The organism is Brachybacterium sp. sponge, from assembly GCF_001613775.1.
GTDB classification, from domain to species: domain Bacteria; phylum Actinomycetota; class Actinomycetes; order Actinomycetales; family Dermabacteraceae; genus Brachybacterium; species Brachybacterium conglomeratum.
Genome location: NZ_LRMP01000002.1, coordinates 563,749 through 586,007, shown reverse-complemented (window position 1 = coordinate 586,007; position 22,259 = coordinate 563,749). Strand labels below are relative to the sequence as shown.

The following is a 22,259-nucleotide window of genomic DNA, read 5'->3' as shown; positions in this document are numbered from 1 at the left end:
TCCCGGCCGGGTCAGGCCCCGGCGGCGCCCTCGTCGCGGATCCGCTCGTGGTGGCGGATCACCTCGGTGACGATGAAGCGCATGAACGCCTCGGCGAAGGTGGGGTCCAGCCCCGCGTCGTCGGCGAGGGAGCGCAGACGCTCGATCTGCTGCTGCTCGCGGTCCGGGTCCGCCGGCGGCAGGCCGTGCTCGGCCTTCAGCAGGCCCACGCGCTGGGTGTGGCAGAAGCGCTCGGCGAGCAGGTGCACGAGGGCGGCATCGATGTTGTCGATGCTGCGCCGCTCCTCCCCCAGCAGCTCCCGGGCCCGGGCGACGTCCGCCTCGCGCGGCGCGCCCGCGTGACCGGATGCGCTCATGCGGTGCGCTCCTGCCGGCCGCTGTCGTGCTCGCGGTCCGCGTCCTTGCCGGTGAGCATCAGGGGCGCCCGCCCCTCGGTCACGACGCCCTCGGTGATGACCACCTTGACCACGTCGTCCCGCGAGGGGACCTCGAACATGACCGGCTGGAGGGACTCCTCGAGGATGGCGCGCAGGCCGCGCGCACCGGTCTCCCGTTCGACCGCCTTGTCCGCGATGGCCTCCAGGGCGCTGCGCTCGAAGTCGAGCTCGACGCCGTCCAGCGCGAACATCTTGCGGTACTGCTTCACCAGCGCGTTGCGCGGCTCGGTGAGGATCGTGATCAGCGCCTCCCGGTCGAGGTTCGAGACGCTGGTGATCACCGGCAGGCGGCCGATGAACTCGGGGATCAGGCCGAACTTCAGCAGGTCCTCGGGCAGCAGCTTCGAGTACAGCGCCTCCTGCGCGAGCGGGGAGTGCAGCTCGGAGCCGAAGCCGATCCCGCGCTTGCCGATGCGGGAGCCGATGATGTCCTCGATGCCGGCGAAGGCGCCCGCCACGATGAACAGCACGTTCGTCGTGTCGATCTGGATGAACTCCTGATGGGGGTGCTTGCGCCCGCCCTGCGGCGGCACCGCCGCGACCGTGCCCTCGAGGATCTTCAGCAGCGCCTGCTGCACGCCCTCGCCGGAGACGTCACGGGTGATCGAGGGGTTCTCGGCCTTGCGGCCGATCTTGTCCACCTCGTCGATGTAGATGATGCCGCGCTCGGCCTTCTTCACGTCGTAGTCCGCGGCCTGCAGGAGCTTCAGCAGGATGTTCTCGACGTCCTCGCCGACGTAGCCGGCCTCGGTCAGCGCGGTGGCGTCCGCCATCGCGAAGGGGACGTCGAGCATCTTGGCGAGGGTCTGGGCGAGATAGGTCTTGCCGCAGCCGGTGGGGCCCACCAGCATGACGTTGGACTTGGAGACCTCGATGTCCTCGTGGTCGTCGCTCGCCTCCTCGGCGAGGGTCGCGGCGGCGCTCTTCGCGTTCGGAGCCGCCTGCGCGGCGTCCTGCGCACGCACGCGCTTGTAGTGGTTGTAGACCGCGACGGCGAGGGCGCGCTTGGCGGGCTCCTGGCCGACCACGTACTCCTCGAGGAAGTCGAAGATCTCGCGCGGGGCGGGCAGCGGGGCCTGCTCCTCGGCGGCGGGCTGAGCGGCCTGGATCTCCTCGGCGATGATCTCGTTGCACAGCTCGATGCACTCCTCGCAGATGTACACCCCCGGCCCCGAGATCAGGCGCTCGACCTGCTTCTGCGACTTGCCGCAGAAGGAGCACTTGAAAACGTCCCCGTTCTCGCTCGTACGTGCCACAGCTGTCCTCCTCCTCGGCGCTCAGGTCCGTCAAGACTACCCGTCACGCCGCCGTGGGACCGCGCAGGCTCGCTGAAGGCTGAACGAGAGCGTCGCCATGACGAGATCCGCGACGATCTTCGCCGGCAGCACCGGAGCTCCGGCAGACACCAGGAGCTGGGTGATCGTCGCGCCGCCGGCGACGACGGCGAGGGCCAGCAGCAGGTATCGCGCCGCGGCGCGCCACCAGGGCGCCGTGTCGTGGAACACCAGACGCCGGTTGAGCACGAAGTTCACGGCGGCGGAGCAGGCACGGGCCAGCACCACCGCACCCGCCACCGGCAGGCCCGCCGCCACCAGCAGGGCGAACAGCCCCACATCGAGACCTGCGCAGAGCGCACCGGAGGCGAGGAACGCACCGACCGGGCGCATCACGCGCAGCGAGTCCCGTACGGGGCGGAAGCTGCTGGTGGGGTTGCCCTCCTCGTAGACGGCTCTCACCGGAACGGTCCTGACCCGCGGCGTCCCGCGGTCGGCGGCCATGGCCATGAGGGTCCTCATCTCGTACTCGTAGCGGTCACCGGGCTGGTCGAGCATCCACGGGATCGCGGCCGCAGGAATGCCGCGCAGCCCGCTCTGGGTGTCGGGGAGCCAGCGGCCGGTGAGCACGGCCGCCAGGAGCGTGCTCGCTCGGTTCCCGACGCGGCTGCGCAACGGCATGTCCGCGCCGAAGACCCGCACGCCGAGCACGAGAGCGGGCCGTCCGTCGGCCATCGCGGGGCCGGTCCCGGTGCCGGCGGCCGTGCCCGTCGCGCCGCTCCCGGCCCCATAGCCGGTGCGCCCCTCGCGGCCCGCCCGTGGGACCGTCCCGCGGGCGACGGCACGGATGTCCTCGGGCAGGTGCTGTCCGTCGGCGTCGGCCGTCACGATCGCGGCCCCGGGGAAGCGCTCGGCGATCAGGCGCACCCCCTCGCGCAGCGCCGCGCCCTTCCCGCGGTTGAGGGGCAGGCGGTGCACGAGCGCGCCCCGGGAGGCGAGAGCGTCGAACAGCTGGTCGTGGAGCCCGTCAGGGCCTTGCCCCGAGCCGTCGTCGATCACCACGACCCCGTCGACCGGGTCGCCGTCGGCGGCGGCCGCAGGAGCGGTCAGCAGCTCGTCGACGAGCCCGAGCAGCGCGGGGCCGGGGTTCAGCACCGGGATCAGCACGATCGCCCTCGGGGCCGACGCGGTCCCGGACCCGCGCGGACTCGCGGTCCCGCGCGCGCTCGCGGCCCCTGCCGAGGTCGAGGTTCCGCCGTGCACGGGGCTCATCCCGCCACGTACAGGATGTCGGAGGTGGCGCGCTCCTCGGTGCCGCCGCGGGGACGGTTGACGAGCTCGCCGTCGAACAGCATCGTCGAGGACCCGCCGCCGTCGAGGTTGTAGCCGGTCACGCATCCTTCGTCCAGCGGCAGCGCTCCGAGCTCCGGCAGGGTGACGCCGCGCGAATAGCCCTCCGCGCGCCCGTCGACGACCATCAGCACGAGGTCGCCGTTCTCCCGTGCGCCGACGGCGGTGCGGGGCTGCCGCCCCTGGATCGAGTGGTTGCCGATGTTGGTGTCGATCTCGATGTCCTCGATGCCGTCGGGCACCGCCGCGTCGACGACCACCGCGGGGCCGAAGGAGAGCACGTTCCAGGCGCCGTCCTCGAGCAGCTCCTGCGCGGAGGTGGTGGTCTCGTCCACGACCTCGACGCGCCCGTCGGTGTACATCACCAGCGCGTCCCGGGCCGGCTCGTCGCGGTGGACCACCCCGTTGCGCAGCACGATCCCGGTCGAGCGGAAGCCGTAGTAGTCGCCGTTGATCGCCAGCACGGCGCCGTGCGCGGAGGCGATTTCGGAGGGCAGCTCGGTGATGTTCTGCCCGAAGGTGTCCTCCGCGAACGCGGCCCGGACCACCCTCGCATCGGTCACCGCGACGGACGCGACGAACCAGGCCAGCGCCTCGTCGCCGCTGCCCGAGGTGCGCGAGGAGAGGGAGATCGAGGCGGTCCCGGACTCGTAGGTGGTGGCGGTGGTGACGGCCGAGGCGCTGTCGACCTCCACCACGGCGTCCTCGTCCTCGAGGGCGGTGACATCGGTGGCCTGGGCCTTCTCGCGCAGGAAGCGGTCATAGGCCCAACCGGCGGAGGCGGCGGTGCCGACGGCGAGCGCGGCGCCGCCGCCGAGCAGCGAGCGGCGGGTGTGGGAGCGGGTGCGTGTGTCCATGTCGGCACCCTCGCCTGCGGACCTTTCGCCACCTCCTGGAGAACCTTTCGATCCGCTGTGATCCCTGCAGGTCAGGCTCTTGGCGAAGCGGAAGGGCGGCGAAAGGTGAACGAAAGGTCCGCCCTCCAGCCTTGTCCTCGTACCGCCCGGGGCAGCCGCCCCCGGCCCGCACCCGACGAAGGACTCCCCTCATGAGCACCGCACTCCTCCTCCAGGCGCTGGACCTGGTCCTGATCTCGCTGCTGGTCGGCGCGATCTACTGGCCGCGACACCGCCGGCGCGACCTCGTCGTCGCCTACATCGGCGTGAACGTGGGCGTCCTCGCCGTCGCCGCGGTCCTCGCCGACTCCACCGTGACGGCGGGTCTGGGCCTGGGACTCTTCGGCGTGCTGTCGATCATCAGGCTCCGCTCCGACGAGCTCAGCCAGGGCGAGATCGCCTACTACTTCGCCTCGTTGGCGCTGGCCCTGGTGGCCGGCATCGCGGTGACGCCGGTGTGGCTGAGCATCGCCTTCATGCTGCTGATCGTGGTGGCGCTCGCGGTGGTGGACTCCCCCGCCCTCATGTCCCGGCACCACCGCACCGACCTGGTCCTGGACCGGGCCCTTCTCGACGAGGAGGAGCTGCGCCTGCACCTGAGCCATCTCCTGGACGCCCGCATCACCACGATCGACGTGCACGAGATCGACCAGGTGCGCGACACCACGACCGTGACCGTCGGCCACCAGGACCAGCGCTGGTCGAAGGCCTCCCCCGCCGCGTCCGGGGCGATCCCCGAGGCCGAGGCACCGCAGCCCTCCGCGGACGCCCCGCGTAGCCTCGAGCAGACCGCCCCGCTCGTCCTCGGACGGGGAGGCTCCCATGCGCGGCACTGATCTCGCGACCGGCGCTCGCCCCCTGGACGTGCGGGGCCTCGCGACCATCGACCTCCCGGGCCTCGAGTCTGCGGCGGCACGGATGCTGCGGGTGGACCGCAAGTACCTCCTCCCCGCCCGGGAGGCGCAGCGACTGGTGGGCCATCTCGCCGCCGGCACCCGGGTGCTCGAGCACGAGGGACGCACCTCCTTCCACTGCGCCTCGGTCTACTTCGACACCGCACCGGCAGGGACCGGGGAGAGCTACCGGGCGGCCGCCACCGGACGCCGCCGCCGCGTGAAGGTCCGCACCCGCTGCTATCTCGACTCGCACCGCGCCTGGCTCGAGGTCAAGTCGCCCACCGGGCGCGACGAGTCGGAGAAGCGCCGCCTCCCCCTCGACTGGGACGCGGTCGGACCCGGACTCGGCGCGCCGGGAGACCCCACGGCGCTCCCGCTCGGCCCCGCAGAACGCGACGAGCTCGGGCTGACCCTGTCCCAGCTGGGCAGCCGCGTGCTCCCCGAGGAGCTGCGGGGCGTGCTGCGCACCTCCTACACACGCACCACTCTCGCCCTCCCGCGAGAGGGCGCCCGGATCACCGTCGACACCGGCCTGACCTGGACCGATCCGGCCTCCTCCCGCGAGCTGAGCACCCCGATGGTGGTGGTCGAGACGAAGACCGGACAGTCCCCGTGCAGCGCCGACCGGCACCTGTGGAGGCTCGGCCACCGCCCCGTGCGGATCTCGAAGTTCGCCGTCGGCCTGGCCCTGCTGGGACTCGACGAGGGCGCCGCCGCGGACAACCGCTGGCGCCGCACCCTCCGCACCCTCCAGAGGACGGGGCAGCCGTGACCCGCCCCGCACCCCGACGCCGCACTCCGACCACCTCCACCCCGACCGCCTCTGCCACGCCCATCGCACCCGCACCCGCACCCGCACCCGCACCCGCACCCGAGGAACAGGACACCGCCATGCACACCGACCGCAGCACCGCCCGTCGCACGCCCATCCACGCCGACACCGCCGCCGGGACCGCCGCCGCCACCTCCCCGACCCGGAACCGCCCCCGGTTCGGCAGCCGGTTGCGCCGGCTCTCGATCGGCGCCGTCTCCGCCGCGGCCGTCGTCACCCTGGCGGCGTGCTCGGTGGGCGCCGGTGCGGCGCTGTCGGGCTCCGACGCCTCCACCACGACGACCACGACCGCGCAGAGCGCCTCCACCTCGAGCACCCTCGCCTCGATCGACACGCACTACGACGCGGACGACCTGACCTGGTCCGAGGACGAGGTCAGCACCGTCTCGCTCTCGGACGACGACTCCACCTCCGACTCCGACGCGGTCACCGTGGACGGCTCGACCGTGACGATCACGGCCGGCGGCGTGTACCGCCTCTCCGGCAGCCTCTCCGACGGCTCCGTCGTCGTCGCCGCCGGGGACGAGGAGAGCGTGACGCTGATCCTCGACGGGGTCGACATCACCTCCACCACCGGCCCGGGTCTGTCGGTGACCTCCGCCGACGAGGTCACCCTCTACACCGCCTCCGGCACGGAGAACTCGATCGCCGACGGCAGCGGCTACGAGGTCGCCGACGACTCCACCCCGGTCGCCGCGATCGCCTCGGCCGCCGACCTCACCCTGGCCGGGGAGGGCTCGCTCGACGTCACCGGCAGCACGAACGACGCGATCAGCTCCCGGGACGGGATCGTGATCGTCTCGGGCACCTACACCCTCACCGCGGCGGACGACGCGGTGCGCGGCCAGGACTACGTCAGCGTCCTGGACGGCGATCTCACGATCCAGTCGGGAGGCGACGCTCTGAAGTCCGACAACACCGAGGACGCCGACCGCGGCTGGGTGCTCGTCAGCGGGGGCACGCTCACGATCGACGCCGGGGATGACGGGATCACGGGCGAGCAGGCCGTCGAGGTCGCCGGGGGAACGGTCGACATCACCTCCTCCGTCGAGGGCATCGAGTCGGCCGCGCTGACGATCAGCGGCGGCGAGGTCTCGGTGGTCGCGAGCGACGACGGTCTCAACGCCACCGCCGCGGACGCCGCCGAGGAGGAGTCGACGGAGACCACCGCGAGCGACAGCTCGACGAGCGAGGACGCCTCGACCGACGACACGGCGTCCGGCGCGCCGGCCGGGCCCGGCGGCGGCTCCGAGTCCGATGACGGCTCGACGGCGACGATCAGCGGCGGCACTCTCACGATCCGGGCCGGGGCCGACGGCATCGACTCCAACGGCTCCCTCTCGATCACGGGCGGGGATCTCACGATCGACAGCGCCTCGAACGGCGGGGAGGGCGCGATCGACGTCAACGGCACCGCCGAGATGACCGGCGGCACCCTCACCGCCAACGGCGCCGAGGTCACCGATCTCGAGGAGGTCAGCACCATGACCGGCGGCGGCATGGGTGGAGGCCAGGGCGGCGGTCAGCCGCCCACCCGCTGATCGCCCCCGCCTCTCCGGGACCCCGCGGGCGCCGCGCCGCCGCGGGGTCCCGTCGCGTCCGCCCGGGCCCGGGCGGCGCCTCCTTGTCGGGAACGGGCGGCGCCTTGTCGGGGCCGGGCGGCACCTCCTTGTCGGGAACGGGCGGCGCGTCCGCGTCTGCTCAGTCCGCGGGCTCGAAGCGCACCCGCACCCGGGTGCCGTTGCCCGGGGCGGAGCGGACCTCGACGTCGGCGCCGTCGGCCTCGGCCAGCGCGCGGACGAGCGCCATGCCGAGCCCTGCTGATCCCTGGTTCTCGAGACGCGCCCCCTCGTGGTCCTGCGCCGCGTCCCCGGCGCCGGAGGGATCGCGGTCCGAGCTGTCGGCGTCCAGCGGGTGCGGCGCACCGGAGCTGCGGGAGGGGTCCGCCCGGGAGAAGCGGTCGAAGATGCTCGCGAGGGTCTCCGCGTCCATCCCCGGACCGTCGTCGATCACCTCGAGCACCACGCCGTCCCCGTCGCGGTCCAGCCGCACCTCGACGCTCGTGCCCGCCGGGGTGTGCTTGACGGCGTTGGACAGCAGGTTCGCGAGGATCCGCTCGACGTGGCCGGGCGCGGCGAGCACCCGCGCCTCCCCGTCGGGGAGGTCCTCGAAGTCCGTCAGGACGCTGTGCGAGGTCGCGGCGGTCTGCGCGTCCATCGCCGCGTCCAGCGCCAGCTCGTCCAGCGCCACCGCGATGCGTGCGGGGCGCTCGGCCTGCTCGAGCCGGTTCAGCAGCAGCAGGTCCTCGACCAGGCGGGCCATGCGGGAGGTCTGGGCGCGCACCCGCTCGAGCGCCCGGGCCCGTTCGTCCTCGTCGCGCAGCGCGGGGCCGCGGAGCAGGTCGAGGTAACCGCCCATGATCGTCAGAGGGGTGCGCAGCTCGTGGGAGGCGTCGGCGACGAAGCGCGCCATGGTCTGCTCGTTGCGGTGGCGGGCGGCGAGCGCCTCGTCCACGTGGTCCAGCATCGCGTTCAGGGCACGGGAGACGCGTGCGACCTCGTCGGGTCCGCTGCTGGTGGCGGGCCGCACCCGGATGCGCGTCCCCGCGGCGTCAGCGGCGAGGTCCTGGTCGCTCACCGCATCGGCGACATGCGCGACCTCGACCAGCGGGCGCAGCGAACGGGAGATCAGCAGCAGGCCGACGGCGGTGGCGAGGACCGCGGCGCCGATCCCCACGGCCACCAGGGTGAGGTCGAGCCGTCGGACCGTCTGCTGCTGCTCCTCGACCGAGACGCCCACCAGGATCGTGCCCCCGTCACGGGAGTCCACGGACTGCACCCGGTAGGTGCCGATCCCGAGCTCCACCGTCCGCGGCGCGGCGGCCTCGGGCGCCGCCTCGCGCAGGACCTTCGCGTCCTCCTGCGTGAGGTCGTGCACGGCGCCCTGGGCGTCGACCCAGCCGCCCTCGGTGGCCGTCCCGTCCTCGTCGAGGACCGCCGCGAGGGTGTACTCCCCCTGACCCGGGCCGCTGAGGAAGCCCGGTGCGGAGGAGTCGCCGCCGCCGTCCGAGGGCGCACCGGCGGACGGCCCGGAGTCCCCGCCCCCGTCGGCCGGTGCGCTGGTGGCGTCGGGCTCCCCCGCGCCGCGGCCGCCGGTCGGTCCGCCGCCGTCCCCGAACAGCCCCGGGTCGTAGCCCGCGGCGCGTTCGATCGCGCGGGTCAGCTCCTGATCCGTCTGGGCGGTCAGGCGGTGGGAGACCGAGACGTGGGTGACCACGCCGATCAGGGCGACGGCCAGGAGCACGGCGACCAGCACCGTGAGCGCGAGCAGACGCCGCAGCGGGGTGCGGGTCCGGCCCGTGCTCATTCCGCGGCCCGCAGCATGTAGCCGGCGCCGCGGACGGTGCGGATCATCGGCGCGCGGCCCGCGTCGATCTTCTTGCGCAGGTAGGAGATGTACATCTCCACCACGTTGTCCCGCCCGCCGAAGTCGTAGTGCCACACCTTCTCGAGGATCAGTGACTTGGACAGGACCCGATCCGGGTTCTCCATGAGGTACTCGAGGACCTGGTACTGGGTGGCGGTGAGCTCGATCGGCTCCCCGGCCCGGGTCACCTCGTGCGTGGCGCGGTCCATGACGAGGTCCCCGACGCGGAGGGTGTCGTCGTCGGCCGCGGTGATGCCCGAGCGCTGCACGAGACGGTGGAGGCGGAAGACGACCTCCTCGGCGGTGAACGGCTTGGTGACGTAGTCGTCGGCGCCCGCGGCGAGGCCGCCGACACGTTCGACCGGCGCGTTCATCGCGGTGAGGACCAGCGCAGGGACCTCGGGGTGGAAGGCGCGGATCCGGGCCAGAGCGGTGAGCCCGTCGACGCCGGGGACCATCCGGTCCAGCACCAACGCATCCGGGCGCAGGTCACGGGCGGCGCGCACGGCCTCGAGGCCGTCGCCGACCACGCGCACGTCCCAGCCCAGCATCACCAGCGGCAGCCGGACCAGCTCCGCGATCGCCGGCTCGTCCTCGAGCACGAGCAGCCTGATCGGGGTCCCGTCGAGGCGGCGCAGCTCCGGCAGGGAGCGCAGCAGGGCGGTCACGGAGGAGTCCGTGCCGCCCTGCTGCGGGGTGCTCATCGGGTTCACCGACGGATCGTCGCCGACGCGTCAGCGCCCGAGCGCCGGACGCGCCTCCTTGCGGGAGGCGAGCACCTGGTCGACCAGGCCGTACTCGAGGGCGCCCTGCGCGGTGAGGATCTTGTCGCGCTCGATGTCGGCGCTCACCTGCTCCTTGGTGCGGCCCGAGTGGTGGGCGAGGGTCTCCTCCAGCCACTCGCGCATGCGCATGATCTCGTTGGCCTGGATCTCGAGGTCGGAGGCCTGGCCGCCGCCGCCCTCGCCGCCCATCGCGGGCTGGTGGATGAGGATGCGGGCGTTCGGCAGCGCGAGGCGCTTGCCCGGCGCGCCGGCCGCGAGCAGCACGGCGGCGGCGGAGGCCGCCTGGCCGAGGCACACGGTGGTGATCTCGGGCTTGATGTACTGCATCGTGTCGTAGATCGCGGTCAGCGCGGTGAACGAGCCGCCGGGGCTGTTGATGTACAGCGTGATGTCGCGATCGGGGTCCTGGGACTCCAGCACGAGCAGCTGCGCCATGACGTCGTCGGCCGAGGCGTCGTCCACCTGCACGCCGAGGAAGATGATGCGGTCCTCGAAGAGCTTGGTGTAGGGATCCTGGCGCTTGAAGCCGTAGGCGGTGCGCTCCTCGTACTGGGGCAGCACGTAGCGGGAGGTCGGCATCTGAGCGGCGGCGGTGGGCTGCGCGCCGGCCTGGGCCATGGGCAGCGCGCCGATGGTGCGGGGATCGAAGGTCACGGGGTCTCCTGGTCTCGAAGGTGTCGGAAGGTTCTGGAGGGGGCGATCAGCTGTCGGTGCCGCCGCCGCCCGTGACGTCGCCGGAGCCGGCGACGATCTTGTCGATGAAGCCGTACTCCAGTGCCTCCGCCGCCGTGAACCAGTGGTCGCGGTCGGAGTCGGCGTGGATCTGCTCGACGCTCTTGCCGGTCTGCTCGGCGATCAGCTCGGCGAGCTGGTTCTTCATCGAGAGGATGAGGTCGGCCTGGATGCGGATGTCGGTGGCGGTGCCGCCGAGGCCGCCGAGCGGCTGGTGCATGAGCACGCGGGTGTGCGGGGTCGCGTAGCGCTTGCCCTTCGTGCCGGAGGAGAGCAGGAACTGGCCCATCGAGGCCGCCATGCCCATGCCGACGGTCACGATGTCCGGCTTGACGAACTTCATCGTGTCGTAGATGGCCATGCCCGCGGTGATCGAGCCGCCGGGGCTGTTGATGTAGAGGTAGATGTCCTTTTCGGGGTCCTCGGCGGCCAACAGCAGGATCTTGGCGCAGATCGCGTTGGCGTTCTCGTCGCGGACCTCCGAGCCGAGCCACACGATGCGCTCGCGCAGAAGGCGCTGGTAGACGTTGTCGTCGAGGCCCATCGGGGAATCGCCGGCCGCGTCACGGGGCGCGGAGGGCTGGCTGCTCTGCGGGGTCTGAGAGGTCACGGGGGCTCCTTGATCGCGGGAATCGTCGATGCGTCGACTCTAGGCGCTGGGCGGGAGGGTGACGGGCCCTGTTCGCCGCAGGCGCACTGGCGCGGCGCCGGCGCGCCTGTGGCGGCCCGCCCCCGGGATCGTCAAGGCGGGGCGAGAGTCGGTCACGACTTCCTGCCTATGTGTAAAAAAGAGACAAAAAGCGTTCTCCGGGTCTGCCAAGCACCTTCAGAACGGGCCGGAGATCCTCCTACCGTGAAGTCACCAGCCCGACCCCAGAGGTCGCGACATCCCGCAGGAATGCCCCCGACCCCCGGTCGGGATCGGAAGGAACTCCCGCTCACCATGGCTCAGCACAACTCCCACCGTCTCCCCGGCCGCGCCCAGCTCCCCACCCGCCAGGCCGGCACCGCGGCCCGCGGCCTCGGCGGCGCCGCCGTCCTCGGCACCGTCGTCCTCGGCACCGCCTTCACCGGCGCCTCGGCCCAGGCCGCGCCCGCCACCCCGAGCGCCCCGGCCGCTCCGGCCACCGCCGCTCCGGCCACGGCCGACGCCGCCCCCTCGGTCGCCCCGTCGGCCGCCCTGAACTCCACCCAGAAGCTCCGCTGGGGCTCCCGCGGCGGCGCCGTGCAGGAGCTGCAGTCGGCGCTGAACGCGAACGGCGCGGGCCTCGCGGTCGACGGCGTGTTCGGCAAGCGCACCCACGCGGCGGTCAAGGACTACCAGTCCTCCAAGGGCCTCCAGGTCGACGGGGTCGTCGGCCCGAACACCCGCGCCGCCCTCAACGGCGGCGTCTCCACCGGCGGCGCCTCCGCCCCCTCCTCGAGCGCTTCGAGCTCCTCCTCCGGCTCCTCCAGCACCATCGTGAACGCGGCCCGCTCCGCCGTGGGCACCCCCTACTCCTGGGGCGGCTCCTCCCTCGGCGGCATGGACTGCTCGGGCCTCGTGAACTACGCCTACAAGGCCGCTGGCATCTCGCTGCCGCGCACCTCCGGCCAGATCGCCAACGGCGGCCGCTGGATCTCCCAGTCGCAGGCCCAGCCCGGCGACATCGTCGCCTGGTCCGGCCACGTCGCGATCTACGCCGGCAACGGCCAGATCATCGACGCCTCCGGCTCGAAGCAGCGCGTCGTCGAGCGCTCCATCTGGGGCAACCCGATCGGCTTCGTCACCTACCGCTGAGCCACCGGCTCCTCGGTCCACGGCCCGGCTCCCCTCGCGGGAGCCGGGCCGTTCCCGTTCATCCGGCCCCTGGTCCTTCGGCCTCGTCTCCACTCCCCGCCGTCCCGCGCGGACGGTAGAGACGGCCGAGTCCTGCCTCCGCGCCCGGGATCGGCCCGACCAGCTCCCAGTCGATCCGCCGCCCGCCGGGCACCGAGAAGGCGCGCGTCCCGTCGCCGAGCATCACCGGTGCGGAGAAGATCTGCAGCTCGTCGACGAGGTCGAGCTCGAGGGCCTGGCGGGCGATGTCGGCGCTGATGATCTGCACGTCCTTGCCGTCCGCGAGCTCGTGGGCGCGACGGATCGCCTCGGCCACGTCGACGTCCAGGGCGGTCACCGAGGGATCGCCGGCGAGCTCCTCGGGCCGATGGGTCAGCACGATCTCGACCCCGTCCCAGGCCCCGCCGTAGGCCTCGGAGGTCAGCTCGCCGCGCTCGGCCGCCTGTGCGACCGCGGCGTCGTAGCCGCGCCGGCCGGAGATGATCACGCCGACGGGTTCGGCGAGCCGCGCCACGACCTCGCCGTCCATGGGCGGGCAGGCCTCGAGCCAGGCCATGTCGTGCTCGGGCCCCGTGATGAAGCCGTCGAGCGAGGCGGTGAACCCCCAGGTGACCCTGCCCTGCGGGGCCTGCGTGCCGGCCGTGGCCGCGGCGGGGTCGTCGGGACTCTCGGGTCGGTGCGGTGCCATGGGTCGCTCCCGGGCGTCGGCGGTCCCCGGCGCTCGCCGGGACGGGCAGTCTCCCACCGACGCCGACGGGCCGCCACCCCCGGAAGGGGTGACGGCCCGTTCGATCTGCCGTGCGGGGGCGGGGCCCCGTCAGCGGCGGAGGGTCACTCGGCGGTCTCGTCCGCGGCGGCCTCGTCCTTCGCCGACGCCTTCTTGGCGGCCGGCTTCTTGGCGGGGGCCTTCTTGGCCGGAGCCTTCTTCGCGGCGGGCTTCTCGGCCTCCGCGTCCTCGGCGGACTCGTCGGCGGCGGCCTCGTCGGCCGCAGCGGCCTTCTTGGCGGGAGCCTTCTTCGCCGCGGCCTTCTTGGCCGGAGCCTTCTTCGCGGCGGGCTTCTCCTCGGCGTCCTCGGCCTGCTCGGCGTCGTCGGCCTCCTCGGCCTTCAGGCCGAGGTCGAGCACGTCGCCCTTCGCGTTCTTGACGGTGACGTCGGCGAGGACCACGTCGAGCGCCTTGGAGCGCTGCACCTCGGCGAAGATCTGCTCGAGCTGGCCGGACTGGGCGAGCATCTGCAGCAGCTGGTTCGACTCGATGCCGTACTGCGCGGAGAGCTGCGTCATGTAGCTCATGAGGTCGTTCTGGTCGACGTCGACCTGGCGGGTGCCGTTGATCTCGTCGAGCACGAACTGGGCGCGGATCGCCTTCTCGGTGTCCTCGCGGATCTCCTCGCCGTGCGGGTCGCCGGCCTCCTTGCCCTCGTTCTGCAGGTGGGAGAGGATCTCGTCCTCGACCAGCTGCTCGGGCACGGGGATCTCGAGCTCCTCGAGGAGCTTCTCGAGCAGGGCGTTGCGGGCGAGCGCCACGCGGTTGCCCTCGGCGTCCTTCTCGGCCTGGACCTTGAGGTCCTCCTTGAGCTCGTCGATGGTGTCGAACTCGGAGGCCATCTCGGCGAACTCGTCGTCGGCCTCGGGCAGCTCGCGCACCTTCACGGACTGCGCGGTGACCTTGACCTGCGCCTCCTCGCCCGCGCGGTCGCCGCCGGCGAGCTTCGAGACGAAGGTGGTGGTCTCTTCGGCGGACAGGCCGATGAGCGCCTCGTCGAGGCCCTCGAGCATGTTGCCCTCGCCGATGCGGTAGGAGACGCCCTCGACGGACTCGATCTCCTCGTCGTCGATGGTGGCGATCATGTCGAGGGAGACGAAGTCGCCGTCCTCGGCCGGGCGGTCCACGCCCACGAGGGTGCCGAAGCGCTCGCGCAGCTCGTCCAGGCGCACCTGGACGGCGTCGGCGTCGACCTCGGGCTCCTCGATCTCGACCTCGTAGGAGGCGAAGTCGGGCAGCTCGATCTCGGGGCGGACGTCCTGCTCGACGGTGAAGAGCAGGTTGCCCTCCTCGGAGCCGTCCAGGCCCGGCACCTCGGTGACCTCGACCTCGGGGCGGCCGACGGGCTTGAGCTCAGCCTCGGCCGCGGCCTGCTGGTAGAAGTCGGGCAGGGCGTCGTTGACGGCCTCCTGCATGATCGCGGGGCGGCCGAAGCGCTGCTCGACGAGCTTGGAGGGGACCTTGCCCTTGCGGAAGCCGGGGATCTGCACCTGATCGGCGATCTTCGTGGTGGCCGCCTCGACGGCGGGCTTGAGCTCGTCGAAGGGCACCTCGACGGTGAGCTTCACCCGGGTGGGGCTGAGCTTCTCGGACTCGGTCTTCACTGGTCAGGTCTCCCTGTAGATGGACATCGGATGGACGTTTCTGGTGGCGCCCCGGAGCTCGCGCGGCGGCGACCCGGCGGCGGAGTCGGGGTGACAGGATTTGAACCTGCGACTTCCCGCTCCCAAAGCGGGTGCTCTACCAAACTGAGCTACACCCCGGAGGGCAACCCAGGGGATATTACCCGTTCCGCCCGTGCGGCGGCGGGGAGCGCCCGGGGCCCTGTGAGCAGATGCATGTCGTCCCGGCCACGCCGGATGTGCTCGGACGGCTCTGATCTGGTTCAATAGGGGCCGCATGCGGGCGTAGCTCAATGGTAGAGCCTCAGTCTTCCAAACTGATTACGCGGGTTCGATTCCCGTCGCCCGCTCCAGCATCCGGGCCGCATCCTCCCTGCTCAGGGAGATGCGGCCCGGTCGCGTCCGGGGCTCGTGCCCGCCCGCTCAGCGCGCCGCCGCCCGCTTCCGTCGTACCACCCTGCTCATCCCAGCAGCCCCTCGCGCAGCGCCCGGAGCACCGCGCTGGTGCGGTCCCGGGAGCCGGTCTTCTGCAGGATCACCGAGAGGTGGTTCTTCACGGTGCCCTCGGCGAGATGCAGCACCTCGGCGATCTCCCGGTTGCTGCAGCCCTCCGCCACGAGCCGCAGCACCTCGATCTCCCGCGGGGTGAGCGCCTGGAGCGGCGCCTCCTGCACCTCCCGCTCCTCCACCCCGTCGCGGAGGGCGCGCAGCAGCGAGTCGGTGACCGAGGGGGACATGAGCGTGCCGCCGTCGGCGAGGACGCCGACCGCATGGGCGAGCCGCGCGATGGTGACGTCCTTGAGCAGATAGCCGCGTGCCCCCGCCCGCAGGGCGCGCAGCACCAGCTGGTCGTCGTCGAAGGTGGTCAGGACCAGCACCGGCACCGCGCTGCCCTGCTCGCGCAGCTGCTCGAGCGCCCAGATGCCGTCGTGGCGCGGCATGCGCAGGTCCATGAGCGCGACCTCGGGCGCGTGCTCCTCGATCGCCGCGACCGCCTGCGCACCGTCCTCGGCCTCCGCGACCACCTCGATGCCGGCGACCTCGAGCAGGGTCCGGATCCCCTCGCGCACGAGGGCCTGGTCGTCCGCGACGATCACCCGCGTCATGAGCCGGCCAGCCGTCCGCGCACCATGAAGCCGGGCCCCGGGTCGATGGTGATCTCCCCGCCGAGCTGCTCGAAGCGCTCGCGAAGTCCCCGGAGCCCGTTCCCGAGCGCCAGCTCCCCGGCCCCGGCGCCGTCGTCGCGGGCGAGCAGCACGATGTCGCCGTCCTGGGCGCTCACCTCGATCCGCAGTCGCGTGGCCCCGGCATGGCGCAGCGTGTTGGTCACCGTCTCCTGGGCGAGGCGGATCAGGGCGATCTGCTCGCTTTCCCCGAGGCTCAGCCCGGGATCGGTCTCGATCTCGACGTCCAGCCCGGGCAGACCCTCGACCATGCCGCGCAGCGCGGTGCCGAGGTCCGTGGGCCGCTCCCGCATCTCCCCCACCGTCGTGCGCACATCGCCCAGCAGCTCCCGGGCCACCCGGTCGGCGCGCTCGACCTGGCGGGCGGACTCCTCGCCCTCGAGGTGGCGGGCGGCCTCGAGGCTGAGGGTAAGGACCGTGAGCTGGTGCCCGATGAGGTCGTGCAGCTCGCGCGAGATCCGCAGCCGCTCCGCGGTCCGTGCCGACTGCTCCAGCAGGACGGCCGCCGCGCGCAGCTCGACGTGGGCGCGGGCGAGCTCCGTGCGCATCCGCACCTCGCGCAGCAGGGTCGCGGTGCTGAAGGCGCTCGCGACCTGGATCAGCAGATAGAACGCCGAGAGGACCAGCGTCTCGATCGTGTCGCCGTGGGCGAGCTGGACCGAGGCCGCGACCACCCCCGTGTTCAGCACGATGATCACGGCGGTGGCCGGCGCCGGGACGACGTACACGCTCGCAGCGGCCGTCAGCACCACGAGCACCTGGATCAATCCGCCTCCGGCCGTCGAGAGGATCAGCGCCCAGGAGCACAGCACCGCGACCGCGAGCGAGGCACGCTCCCACCACGGCCGGCCGACGACCCCCATCGCCCCGAAGCCCAGCAGGTACGCCACGAGCAGCACGAGCCACAGCGGTCGCGGGAGGGCGGAGTCGATCACACCCAGCAGCGCGGGCAGGGAGACGCCGACGGCGACCACCAGCATCACCGCCCCGGCCCAGCCCTCCGTCCTCAACCACGGCATGGTCCCAGAGTAGGGAGATGGCTCGACGACCACCCGTGCCGATCGTCATGGTCCGCGGACCTCGCACCGGTGACCGGCGGCACCGGCGCCGCGCACGGTCCCCTCCCTAGCGTCGAGGCATGGACGGACACAGCGGACAGGACCCGGCGGTGCGGATCGTCGGGCTGCGCAAGAGCTATCGCGGACGCCCTGCCGTGGACGGGCTCGACCTGGAGGTCGAGCGAGGAGAGACCTTCGGCGTCCTCGGCGCGAACGGCGCGGGGAAGACCACGACGGTCGAGCTGGTCGCCGGACTGCGCCGTGCGGACGCCGGACGGATCTCCGTGCTCGGCCTGGACCCGGTGCGCGACCGCGCCGCCCTGCGGCAGGTGCTCGGGGTCCAGCTCCAGGAGAGCTTCCTCCACGGCGCCCTCGCCGTCGGCGAGCTCGTGGACCTGTACGGCAGCTTCTACCCCTGCCCGCGCCCTCGCGAGGAGCTGCTGGACCTGGTGGAGCTGCGCGAGCAGGCGGCGACCCGCTTCGAGCGCCTCTCCGGAGGCCAGCAGCAGCGGGTCTCGGTGGCGCTGGCGATGATCGGCCGGCCCAGGGTGCTGATCCTCGACGAGCTCACCACGGGGCTGGACCCGTCGGCGCGCAGGCGCATGTGGCGCACCCTCGAGACGCTCCGCGGCGAGGGCACGACCATCCTCCTGGTCAGCCATGCGATGGACGAGGTGGAGCGCCTGTGCGACCGGATCGTGCTGCTCCGGGCCGGACGGGGGATCGCCGCGGGCACTCCCGCCGAGGTCACCGCCGCCGCGGGCGCCGCGTCCCTCGAGGACGCCTTCGTCGACCTCACCGGGAGCTCGCCCCACGCACAGGAGACCCTCCGATGACCGCCGCCCAGGACACCGCCTCCCCTGCCGCACCCGCGCCGCGCCCCCGACGACCCGGCGCGCGGGCGCTCATGATGATGGTCCGCGCCGAGGGGAGGATGGTCGCCCGCGACGTGGCGGGACTGGTCACGCCCTTCGCCCTCCCGCTGCTGATCCTGCTCACGAGCGCCGCGGGCGCGAGCCGCCAGGAGATCGTCGCCGGTCGCACCGTGCTGGACCTGTACGTGCTGCCGCTCGTGCTGGTGATGGTGCTGGCGTTCGTGGGCGTGCTGAACATGCCGAGCTTCCTGGCCTACTACCGCAAGTCGGGGATCCTGCGCCGCCTCGCGGTGACCCCGGCCTCCCCGGTGCTGGTGCTGCTCGCCCAGACGATCGTCTCGGCGGTGCAGGCGGCGCTCGGGATCCTCGTCGCCGCCGCCGTGGCGGCCCTCGCCTTCGGCGCGAATCCCCCGCTGCACCTGGGGGCGGCGCTCCTCGCCCTGGCCCTCACCGCCGCCGCGATGTACGCGACCGGGATGATCGTCGCCGCCGTCGCCCCGTCCCCGAGCGCCGGGACCGCCATCGGGCTGCTCGGCTTCCTGGGTCTCGGCGCGCTCGGCGGCATGTTCGGGGGCCGCGACTCGCTGCCGGGGCCGCTCGCCGAGATCGGCGCGCTGCTCCCCTTCGGCGCGGGGGTGGATGCTCTCGCGGCGGCGTGGGCGGGCCAGCCCCTGCCCGGCCAGGCCCTGGCCGCGCTCGTCGGCGCCGTGGTGGTCGGGACGGTCGTGGCCGGGGCGCTGTTCCGCTGGGAGTGAGGGGTGCCGCGGGGCCCGGCACGGGGCGTCGCCGCCGTCGTGCCGGGCCCCGTGCGCGAGGCGCCGCCGATCAGTCGCCGAGGGCGCGCGTGACGAGCTGTGCGATCCGCTCGGCGGCGGCGTCGTCCACCTCCGCGACCGCGAAGGCCGTCGGCCACATGCTGCCTTCGTCGAGGCGGGCGGCGGCGTTGAAGCCGAAGCTGGAGTAGCGCTCGTCGAACTTCGAGGACGGGGTGAAGAAGCACAGCACCTCGCCGTCGAGGGCCCAGGCGGGCATGCCGTACCAGGTGCGGGGATCGAGCTGCGGGGCGACGAGGGAGACGATCTCGTGGACGCGCTGCGCGTCGCGGCGGTCGCCATCGGGCAGCCCGCCGATCAGCTCCTCGAGCTTCGTGCGGTCGGTCTCGCGCTTCTTCGCCCCGCGGCCCTGGGCCTTCTCGGCGCGGATCTCCTCGGCGCGGGCGCGCATCGCCTCCTTCTCGGCGGCGCTGAAGGTGCCGGGGGTGTCGTCGGCGTCTCTGCTCATGCTGGTCCTCCTGGGGTCGGGCTCGGGTCGTTCAGTCGGCGGTCTGCTGGATGCGGATGAGGTTCCCGGCGGGGTCGCGCACGGCGCAGTCGCGGATCCCGTAGTCCTGGTCGACGGGCTCCTGGACGATCTCGGCCCCGGCGGCCTCGAGCGCGGCGTAGGTCGCGTCGAGGTCGGTCGCGGCGAGGTTCGCGCCGAAGTAGGCGCCCTTGGCGATCACGGAGCGCAGCGCGGCGTGCTCCTCCGCGGTGATCCCGTTGCCCTCCAGCAGGGGGTGGAGCACGAAGGCGGTGTCGGGCTGGTCGGCCGGGCCCACGGTGATCCAGCGCATCGGGCCGCCGCCGACGTCGAGGCGCACCTCGAAGCCGAGCACGTCGCGGTAGAAGGCGAGGGAGGCCTCGGGGTCGGTGTGGGGCAGGAAGCTGGAGTGGATGGCGAGGGCGGGCCTGGGCGTTGTGGTCATGGGCAGAACGCTATGACGCGGAGGTGCCGGGCGCTTCTCGATTCCTGACCGGTCTGGAGACCCGGCGGGCGATGCAGGGCGGCATCCCCTCGAGCACCTCGGCGCCCTCGCTGCGGTAGGTGCTCGGCGGCACGCCCACCAGCTCCTTGAAGCGGGTGCTGAACGTGCCGAGCGAGCTGAAGCCGACGTCCAGGCAGATGTCGGTAACGCTGCGGTCGGTGCTGCGCAGCAGCGTCATCGCCCGTTCGATGCGGCGGGTCATGAGATAGGAGTAGGGCGACTCCCCGAACTCTTCCCGGAATCGGCGGCTGAGGTGACCGGCGGAGAGATGCACCCCGGCGGCGAGAGCCTCGACGTCCAGCGGGCGGTCGTGCTCGCGGTCCATCCGGTCGCGGACCCGTCGCAGCAGCACGAGGTCGGAGGGCGTCTCCCGCGGCGCGGTGGAGGGGGCGGGGCCGTCGGGCAGCGCCCGCACGCGGAGCACGGCGGTGCTGCCGTCCTCGCCGCGCACCTGGTACACCGCCCCGAGCCGCCCGGTGGCGCGGGCGGCCGCGGCCGCGGCGCGGCACTGTCCGCGATGCAGCTCGAGGAGCAGCACGCCGCCGGGGGCGAGGTGGTCGGCGGCCCCGGCGAGCAGCGTGCGCACGTGGTCGAGCCCGTCCTCCCCGCCCAGCAGTGCGGCCCTCGGCTCGTGCTCGCGCGCCTCCCGGGGCATCAGGGCGAGACTCTCCCGCGGGACGTAGGGCGGGACCGCGGCGATCACGTCGAACCGCTCGCCCGGAGGGAGCGGCGCCCAGCCGTCGCCGTGGTGGAGGCCGGCGCCCGGCGGAAGATTCTCCCGGGCCGCGGCGAGCGCCGCGGCGTCGACGTCGGCGGCGTGGACGCGCGCGCCGGGCACGCGCCGGGCCACGAGCGCGGCGACGGGCGCGGCGCCCGCGCACATCTCGAGCACCCGCGGCGCGCGCCGGGCGCGGGCCTCCCGCACCGCCTCGGCGATCAGCAGGGCCGTGCGCCGACGCGGCACGAACACCCCGGGCGCGACCGCGAGCTGCTCCCCCATCACCTCGACCCGCCCCACCACGTGCTCGAGGAACTCCCCCGCCTCGCGCCGACGGGTCATCGCCTCGAGCTCGGCGCCGTCGCGGGCGGCCGCGCGCAGCACCTCGGCCTCCTCCTCGGCGAAGACGCTGCCCGCGCTGCGCAGCCGCGTCGCCGTCGTGCCCTGACCGCCCGGATCCATCCCCCCAGTGTCCTCGCCGCGGCCCGGCGGGGCCAGGGAGGCGAAGGGCGGATCTCACGGCGGCGCTGCCCGCTCCCGTGCAGCCTGCGTGACACGATGGGGCGATGACCGCGCCCCCGAGCTCCGCACCGTTCCGCTTCCCCGTCGCCGCGCGCTACGCGGGGATGGAGTCCTCCCCGCTCAAGGACATCTTCGCCCTCGCCGCCCGCGAGGACGTGGTCTCCTTCGCCGGCGGCATCCCGGATCCGGAGCTGTTCGCGCTCGAGGAGGTCACCGCCTGCTACGACTGGGTGCTCTCCGAGCAGGGTCATCGCGCGCTGCAGTACGGGGTCAGCGAGGGCGAGCTCGAGCTGCGCGAGCAGGCCGCGCGCCGCGTCTCGCGCGACCTCCCCACCGACACCTCGCAGATCCGCGTCACGTCCGGCTCCCAGGAGGGGCTGTTCGTCGTCGCCCAGGCCCTGCTCGAGCCGGGTGACGTGGTGCTGGTGGAGTCACCGACCTATCTCGCCGCGGTCCAGGCCTTCTCGGTGCACGGCGCGCGGATGATCGGGGTGGACACCGACGACGACGGCGTGATCCCCGAGGCGCTCGAGGAGGCGATCCGCACCCACCACCCGCGGATGGTGTACCTGATCCCCACGTTCCAGAACCCGACCGGGCGCACGATGCCGCTCGAGCGACGCCAGGCGGTCGCCGAGGTGCTGCAGCGCACGGACGTGCCGCTGATCGAGGACGATCCCTACGGCGCCCTGAGCTTCACCGGCAGCACCTGGGCGCCGATCGCGGCGCTGCCCGGCATGGGCGAGCGGACGATCCTGCTGAACTCGATGAGCAAGCTGATGAGCCCCGGCGTGCGCATCGGCTGGATGCGCGCGGAGGGCCCGGTGCTGGACACCCTCGCCGTGGCGAAGGCCGCGATCTCGATGCAGTCCTCCGTGGTGGACCAGCTGATGGTCGCCCGCTATCTCGAGACCGTGGACCTCGACGCCCACGTCGCGCGGGTCAGCGCCGTCTACCGCGAGCGGCGCGACGCGATGTCCGCGGCGATCGCCCCGGTGCTGCCGGACGGAGCGCACGTGACCCGTCCCGAGGGCGGGATGTTCCTGTGGGCCGCGCTCGGCGAGGGCTACGACGCGCAGGAGATGCTCGCCGACGCCGTCGAGGCCGGGGTCGCCTATCTGCCCGGCTGGTCCTTCTACGCCGACCATGCGGACCGCTCCACGATGCGGCTCAGCTTCGTCACCCACTCCCCCGCCGTGATCGAGGACGCCGTCGCCCGCCTCGGCGAAGTCATCGCCGCGCACCGCGCCTGAGCCGGCGCCC

The 22,259-nt window shown here is 73.1% G+C and carries 22 protein-coding genes, 2 tRNA genes and 1 pseudogene; 8 read left to right on the top strand and 17 right to left on the bottom strand.

The genetic code is table 11. The annotated features are described in order from the left end of the window. Positions 1-11: 11 nt before the first annotated feature. The 4 genes from A4A78_RS10695 to A4A78_RS10680 form a co-directional block, all read right to left on the bottom strand. Positions 12-356: a chorismate mutase gene (locus tag A4A78_RS10695; RefSeq protein WP_062949071.1), complete on the bottom strand. Its 345-nt coding sequence runs from the start codon at positions 354-356 to the stop codon at positions 12-14. Further along, complete coding sequence (clpX, locus tag A4A78_RS10690) at positions 353-1,693, bottom strand: ATP-dependent Clp protease ATP-binding subunit ClpX (RefSeq protein ID WP_062949069.1); 1,341 nt, start codon at positions 1,691-1,693, stop codon at positions 353-355. Before clpX ends, A4A78_RS10695 begins: the two co-directional genes overlap by 4 nt. A 36-nt stretch (positions 1,694-1,729) precedes the next feature. Continuing rightward, positions 1,730-2,878: a bifunctional glycosyltransferase family 2/GtrA family protein gene (locus A4A78_RS10685; RefSeq protein ID WP_197466668.1), complete on the bottom strand. Its 1,149-nt coding sequence runs from the start codon at positions 2,876-2,878 to the stop codon at positions 1,730-1,732. 101 nt (positions 2,879-2,979) lie between these two features. Beyond that, on the bottom strand, positions 2,980-3,918 hold the full coding sequence (locus tag A4A78_RS10680; protein ID WP_062949063.1) for a phosphodiester glycosidase family protein: 939 nt from the start codon (positions 3,916-3,918) through the stop codon (positions 2,980-2,982). A 191-nt stretch (positions 3,919-4,109) separates the two neighbouring features. Here A4A78_RS10680 and A4A78_RS10675 point away from each other — a divergent pair, with 191 nt between their 5' ends. From A4A78_RS10675 to A4A78_RS10665, 3 genes are all read left to right on the top strand, one after another. Further along, on the top strand, positions 4,110-4,793 hold the full coding sequence (locus A4A78_RS10675) for a DUF4956 domain-containing protein (protein WP_062949061.1): 684 nt from the start codon (positions 4,110-4,112) through the stop codon (positions 4,791-4,793). Then, on the top strand, positions 4,780-5,625 hold the full coding sequence (locus A4A78_RS10670) for a VTC domain-containing protein (RefSeq protein ID WP_062949059.1): 846 nt from the start codon (positions 4,780-4,782) through the stop codon (positions 5,623-5,625). Before A4A78_RS10675 ends, A4A78_RS10670 begins: the two co-directional genes overlap by 14 nt. Before the next feature lie 119 nt (positions 5,626-5,744). Further along, positions 5,745-7,226 (top strand): carbohydrate-binding domain-containing protein, encoded by a 1,482-nt coding sequence (locus tag A4A78_RS10665; RefSeq protein ID WP_062949057.1) that lies wholly within the window; start codon positions 5,745-5,747, stop codon positions 7,224-7,226. A gap of 160 nt (positions 7,227-7,386) precedes the next feature. Here the strand turns inward: A4A78_RS10665 and A4A78_RS10660 are convergent, their stop codons facing one another. The 4 genes from A4A78_RS10660 to A4A78_RS10645 form a co-directional block, all read right to left on the bottom strand. After that, positions 7,387-9,051 carry a cell wall metabolism sensor histidine kinase WalK gene (locus A4A78_RS10660; protein WP_062949055.1) on the bottom strand — a complete coding sequence of 555 codons (1,665 nt, stop codon included), beginning with the start codon at positions 9,049-9,051 and terminating at the stop codon, positions 7,387-7,389. Further along, positions 9,048-9,815 carry a response regulator transcription factor gene (locus tag A4A78_RS10655; RefSeq protein WP_062949839.1) on the bottom strand — a complete coding sequence of 256 codons (768 nt, stop codon included), beginning with the start codon at positions 9,813-9,815 and terminating at the stop codon, positions 9,048-9,050. The genes A4A78_RS10660 and A4A78_RS10655 overlap by 4 nt, the downstream gene beginning before the upstream one ends. Before the next feature lie 30 nt (positions 9,816-9,845). Then, positions 9,846-10,514 carry an ATP-dependent Clp protease proteolytic subunit gene (locus tag A4A78_RS10650; protein ID WP_062949837.1) on the bottom strand — a complete coding sequence of 223 codons (669 nt, stop codon included), beginning with the start codon at positions 10,512-10,514 and terminating at the stop codon, positions 9,846-9,848. A gap of 82 nt (positions 10,515-10,596) precedes the next feature. Beyond that, a complete protein-coding gene (locus A4A78_RS10645) occupies positions 10,597-11,172 on the bottom strand; it encodes an ATP-dependent Clp protease proteolytic subunit (RefSeq protein ID WP_062949835.1) in 576 nt (191 codons plus the stop codon). A 399-nt stretch (positions 11,173-11,571) separates the two neighbouring features. Here A4A78_RS10645 and A4A78_RS10640 point away from each other — a divergent pair, with 399 nt between their 5' ends. Further along, positions 11,572-12,408 carry a C40 family peptidase gene (locus A4A78_RS10640; protein WP_062949053.1) on the top strand — a complete coding sequence of 279 codons (837 nt, stop codon included), beginning with the start codon at positions 11,572-11,574 and terminating at the stop codon, positions 12,406-12,408. 58 nt (positions 12,409-12,466) lie between these two features. Here the strand turns inward: A4A78_RS10640 and A4A78_RS10635 are convergent, their stop codons facing one another. The 3 genes from A4A78_RS10635 to A4A78_RS10625 form a co-directional block, all read right to left on the bottom strand. Continuing rightward, positions 12,467-13,135 carry a dihydrofolate reductase family protein gene (locus tag A4A78_RS10635; protein ID WP_062949051.1) on the bottom strand — a complete coding sequence of 223 codons (669 nt, stop codon included), beginning with the start codon at positions 13,133-13,135 and terminating at the stop codon, positions 12,467-12,469. A 143-nt stretch (positions 13,136-13,278) separates the two neighbouring features. Next, a complete protein-coding gene (tig, locus tag A4A78_RS10630) occupies positions 13,279-14,817 on the bottom strand; it encodes a trigger factor (RefSeq protein WP_062949049.1) in 1,539 nt (512 codons plus the stop codon). Between the two features lie 85 nt (positions 14,818-14,902). After that, positions 14,903-14,976 (bottom strand) — tRNA-Pro (locus A4A78_RS10625). Positions 14,977-15,114: 138 nt separating this feature from the next. Between A4A78_RS10625 and A4A78_RS10620 the strand changes: the two genes are divergently transcribed. Further along, positions 15,115-15,188, top strand: a tRNA-Gly gene (locus tag A4A78_RS10620). Between the two features lie 108 nt (positions 15,189-15,296). Here the strand turns inward: A4A78_RS10620 and A4A78_RS10615 are convergent. Next, positions 15,297-15,941: a response regulator transcription factor gene (locus A4A78_RS10615; protein ID WP_062949047.1), complete on the bottom strand. Its 645-nt coding sequence runs from the start codon at positions 15,939-15,941 to the stop codon at positions 15,297-15,299. Further along, positions 15,938-17,038, bottom strand: a complete 1,101-nt coding sequence (locus A4A78_RS10610; RefSeq protein ID WP_231881015.1) for a sensor histidine kinase — start codon at positions 17,036-17,038, stop codon at positions 15,938-15,940. Before A4A78_RS10610 ends, A4A78_RS10615 begins: the two co-directional genes overlap by 4 nt. Positions 17,039-17,157: 119 nt before the next feature. On the opposite strand from A4A78_RS10610, the gene A4A78_RS10605 reads away from it, so the two are divergent. Beyond that, positions 17,158-17,913 carry an ABC transporter ATP-binding protein gene (locus A4A78_RS10605; protein ID WP_062949042.1) on the top strand — a complete coding sequence of 252 codons (756 nt, stop codon included), beginning with the start codon at positions 17,158-17,160 and terminating at the stop codon, positions 17,911-17,913. Continuing rightward, positions 17,910-18,707 (top strand): ABC transporter permease, encoded by a 798-nt coding sequence (locus A4A78_RS10600; RefSeq protein ID WP_062949040.1) that lies wholly within the window; start codon positions 17,910-17,912, stop codon positions 18,705-18,707. Before A4A78_RS10605 ends, A4A78_RS10600 begins: the two co-directional genes overlap by 4 nt. A gap of 70 nt (positions 18,708-18,777) precedes the next feature. On the opposite strand, the gene A4A78_RS10595 is transcribed toward A4A78_RS10600, so the two are convergent. The 4 genes and pseudogenes from A4A78_RS10595 to A4A78_RS18270 form a co-directional block, all read right to left on the bottom strand. Beyond that, a complete protein-coding gene (locus tag A4A78_RS10595) occupies positions 18,778-19,233 on the bottom strand; it encodes a DUF1801 domain-containing protein (protein WP_062949036.1) in 456 nt (151 codons plus the stop codon). Between the two features lie 31 nt (positions 19,234-19,264). After that, a complete protein-coding gene (locus A4A78_RS10590; protein WP_062949034.1) occupies positions 19,265-19,696 on the bottom strand; it encodes a VOC family protein in 432 nt (143 codons plus the stop codon). A gap of 10 nt (positions 19,697-19,706) precedes the next feature. Further along, positions 19,707-20,171 (bottom strand): helix-turn-helix transcriptional regulator, encoded by a 465-nt coding sequence (locus A4A78_RS17530; RefSeq protein WP_369816762.1) that lies wholly within the window; start codon positions 20,169-20,171, stop codon positions 19,707-19,709. A 276-nt stretch (positions 20,172-20,447) separates the two neighbouring features. Further along, positions 20,448-20,756, bottom strand: a pseudogene (locus A4A78_RS18270) (methyltransferase domain-containing protein); the annotation flags it as partial. Positions 20,757-21,040: 284 nt separating this feature from the next. Here A4A78_RS18270 and A4A78_RS10580 point away from each other — a divergent pair. Beyond that, on the top strand, positions 21,041-22,249 hold the full coding sequence (locus A4A78_RS10580; protein WP_062949032.1) for a PLP-dependent aminotransferase family protein: 1,209 nt from the start codon (positions 21,041-21,043) through the stop codon (positions 22,247-22,249). Positions 22,250-22,259 lie beyond the last annotated feature (10 nt).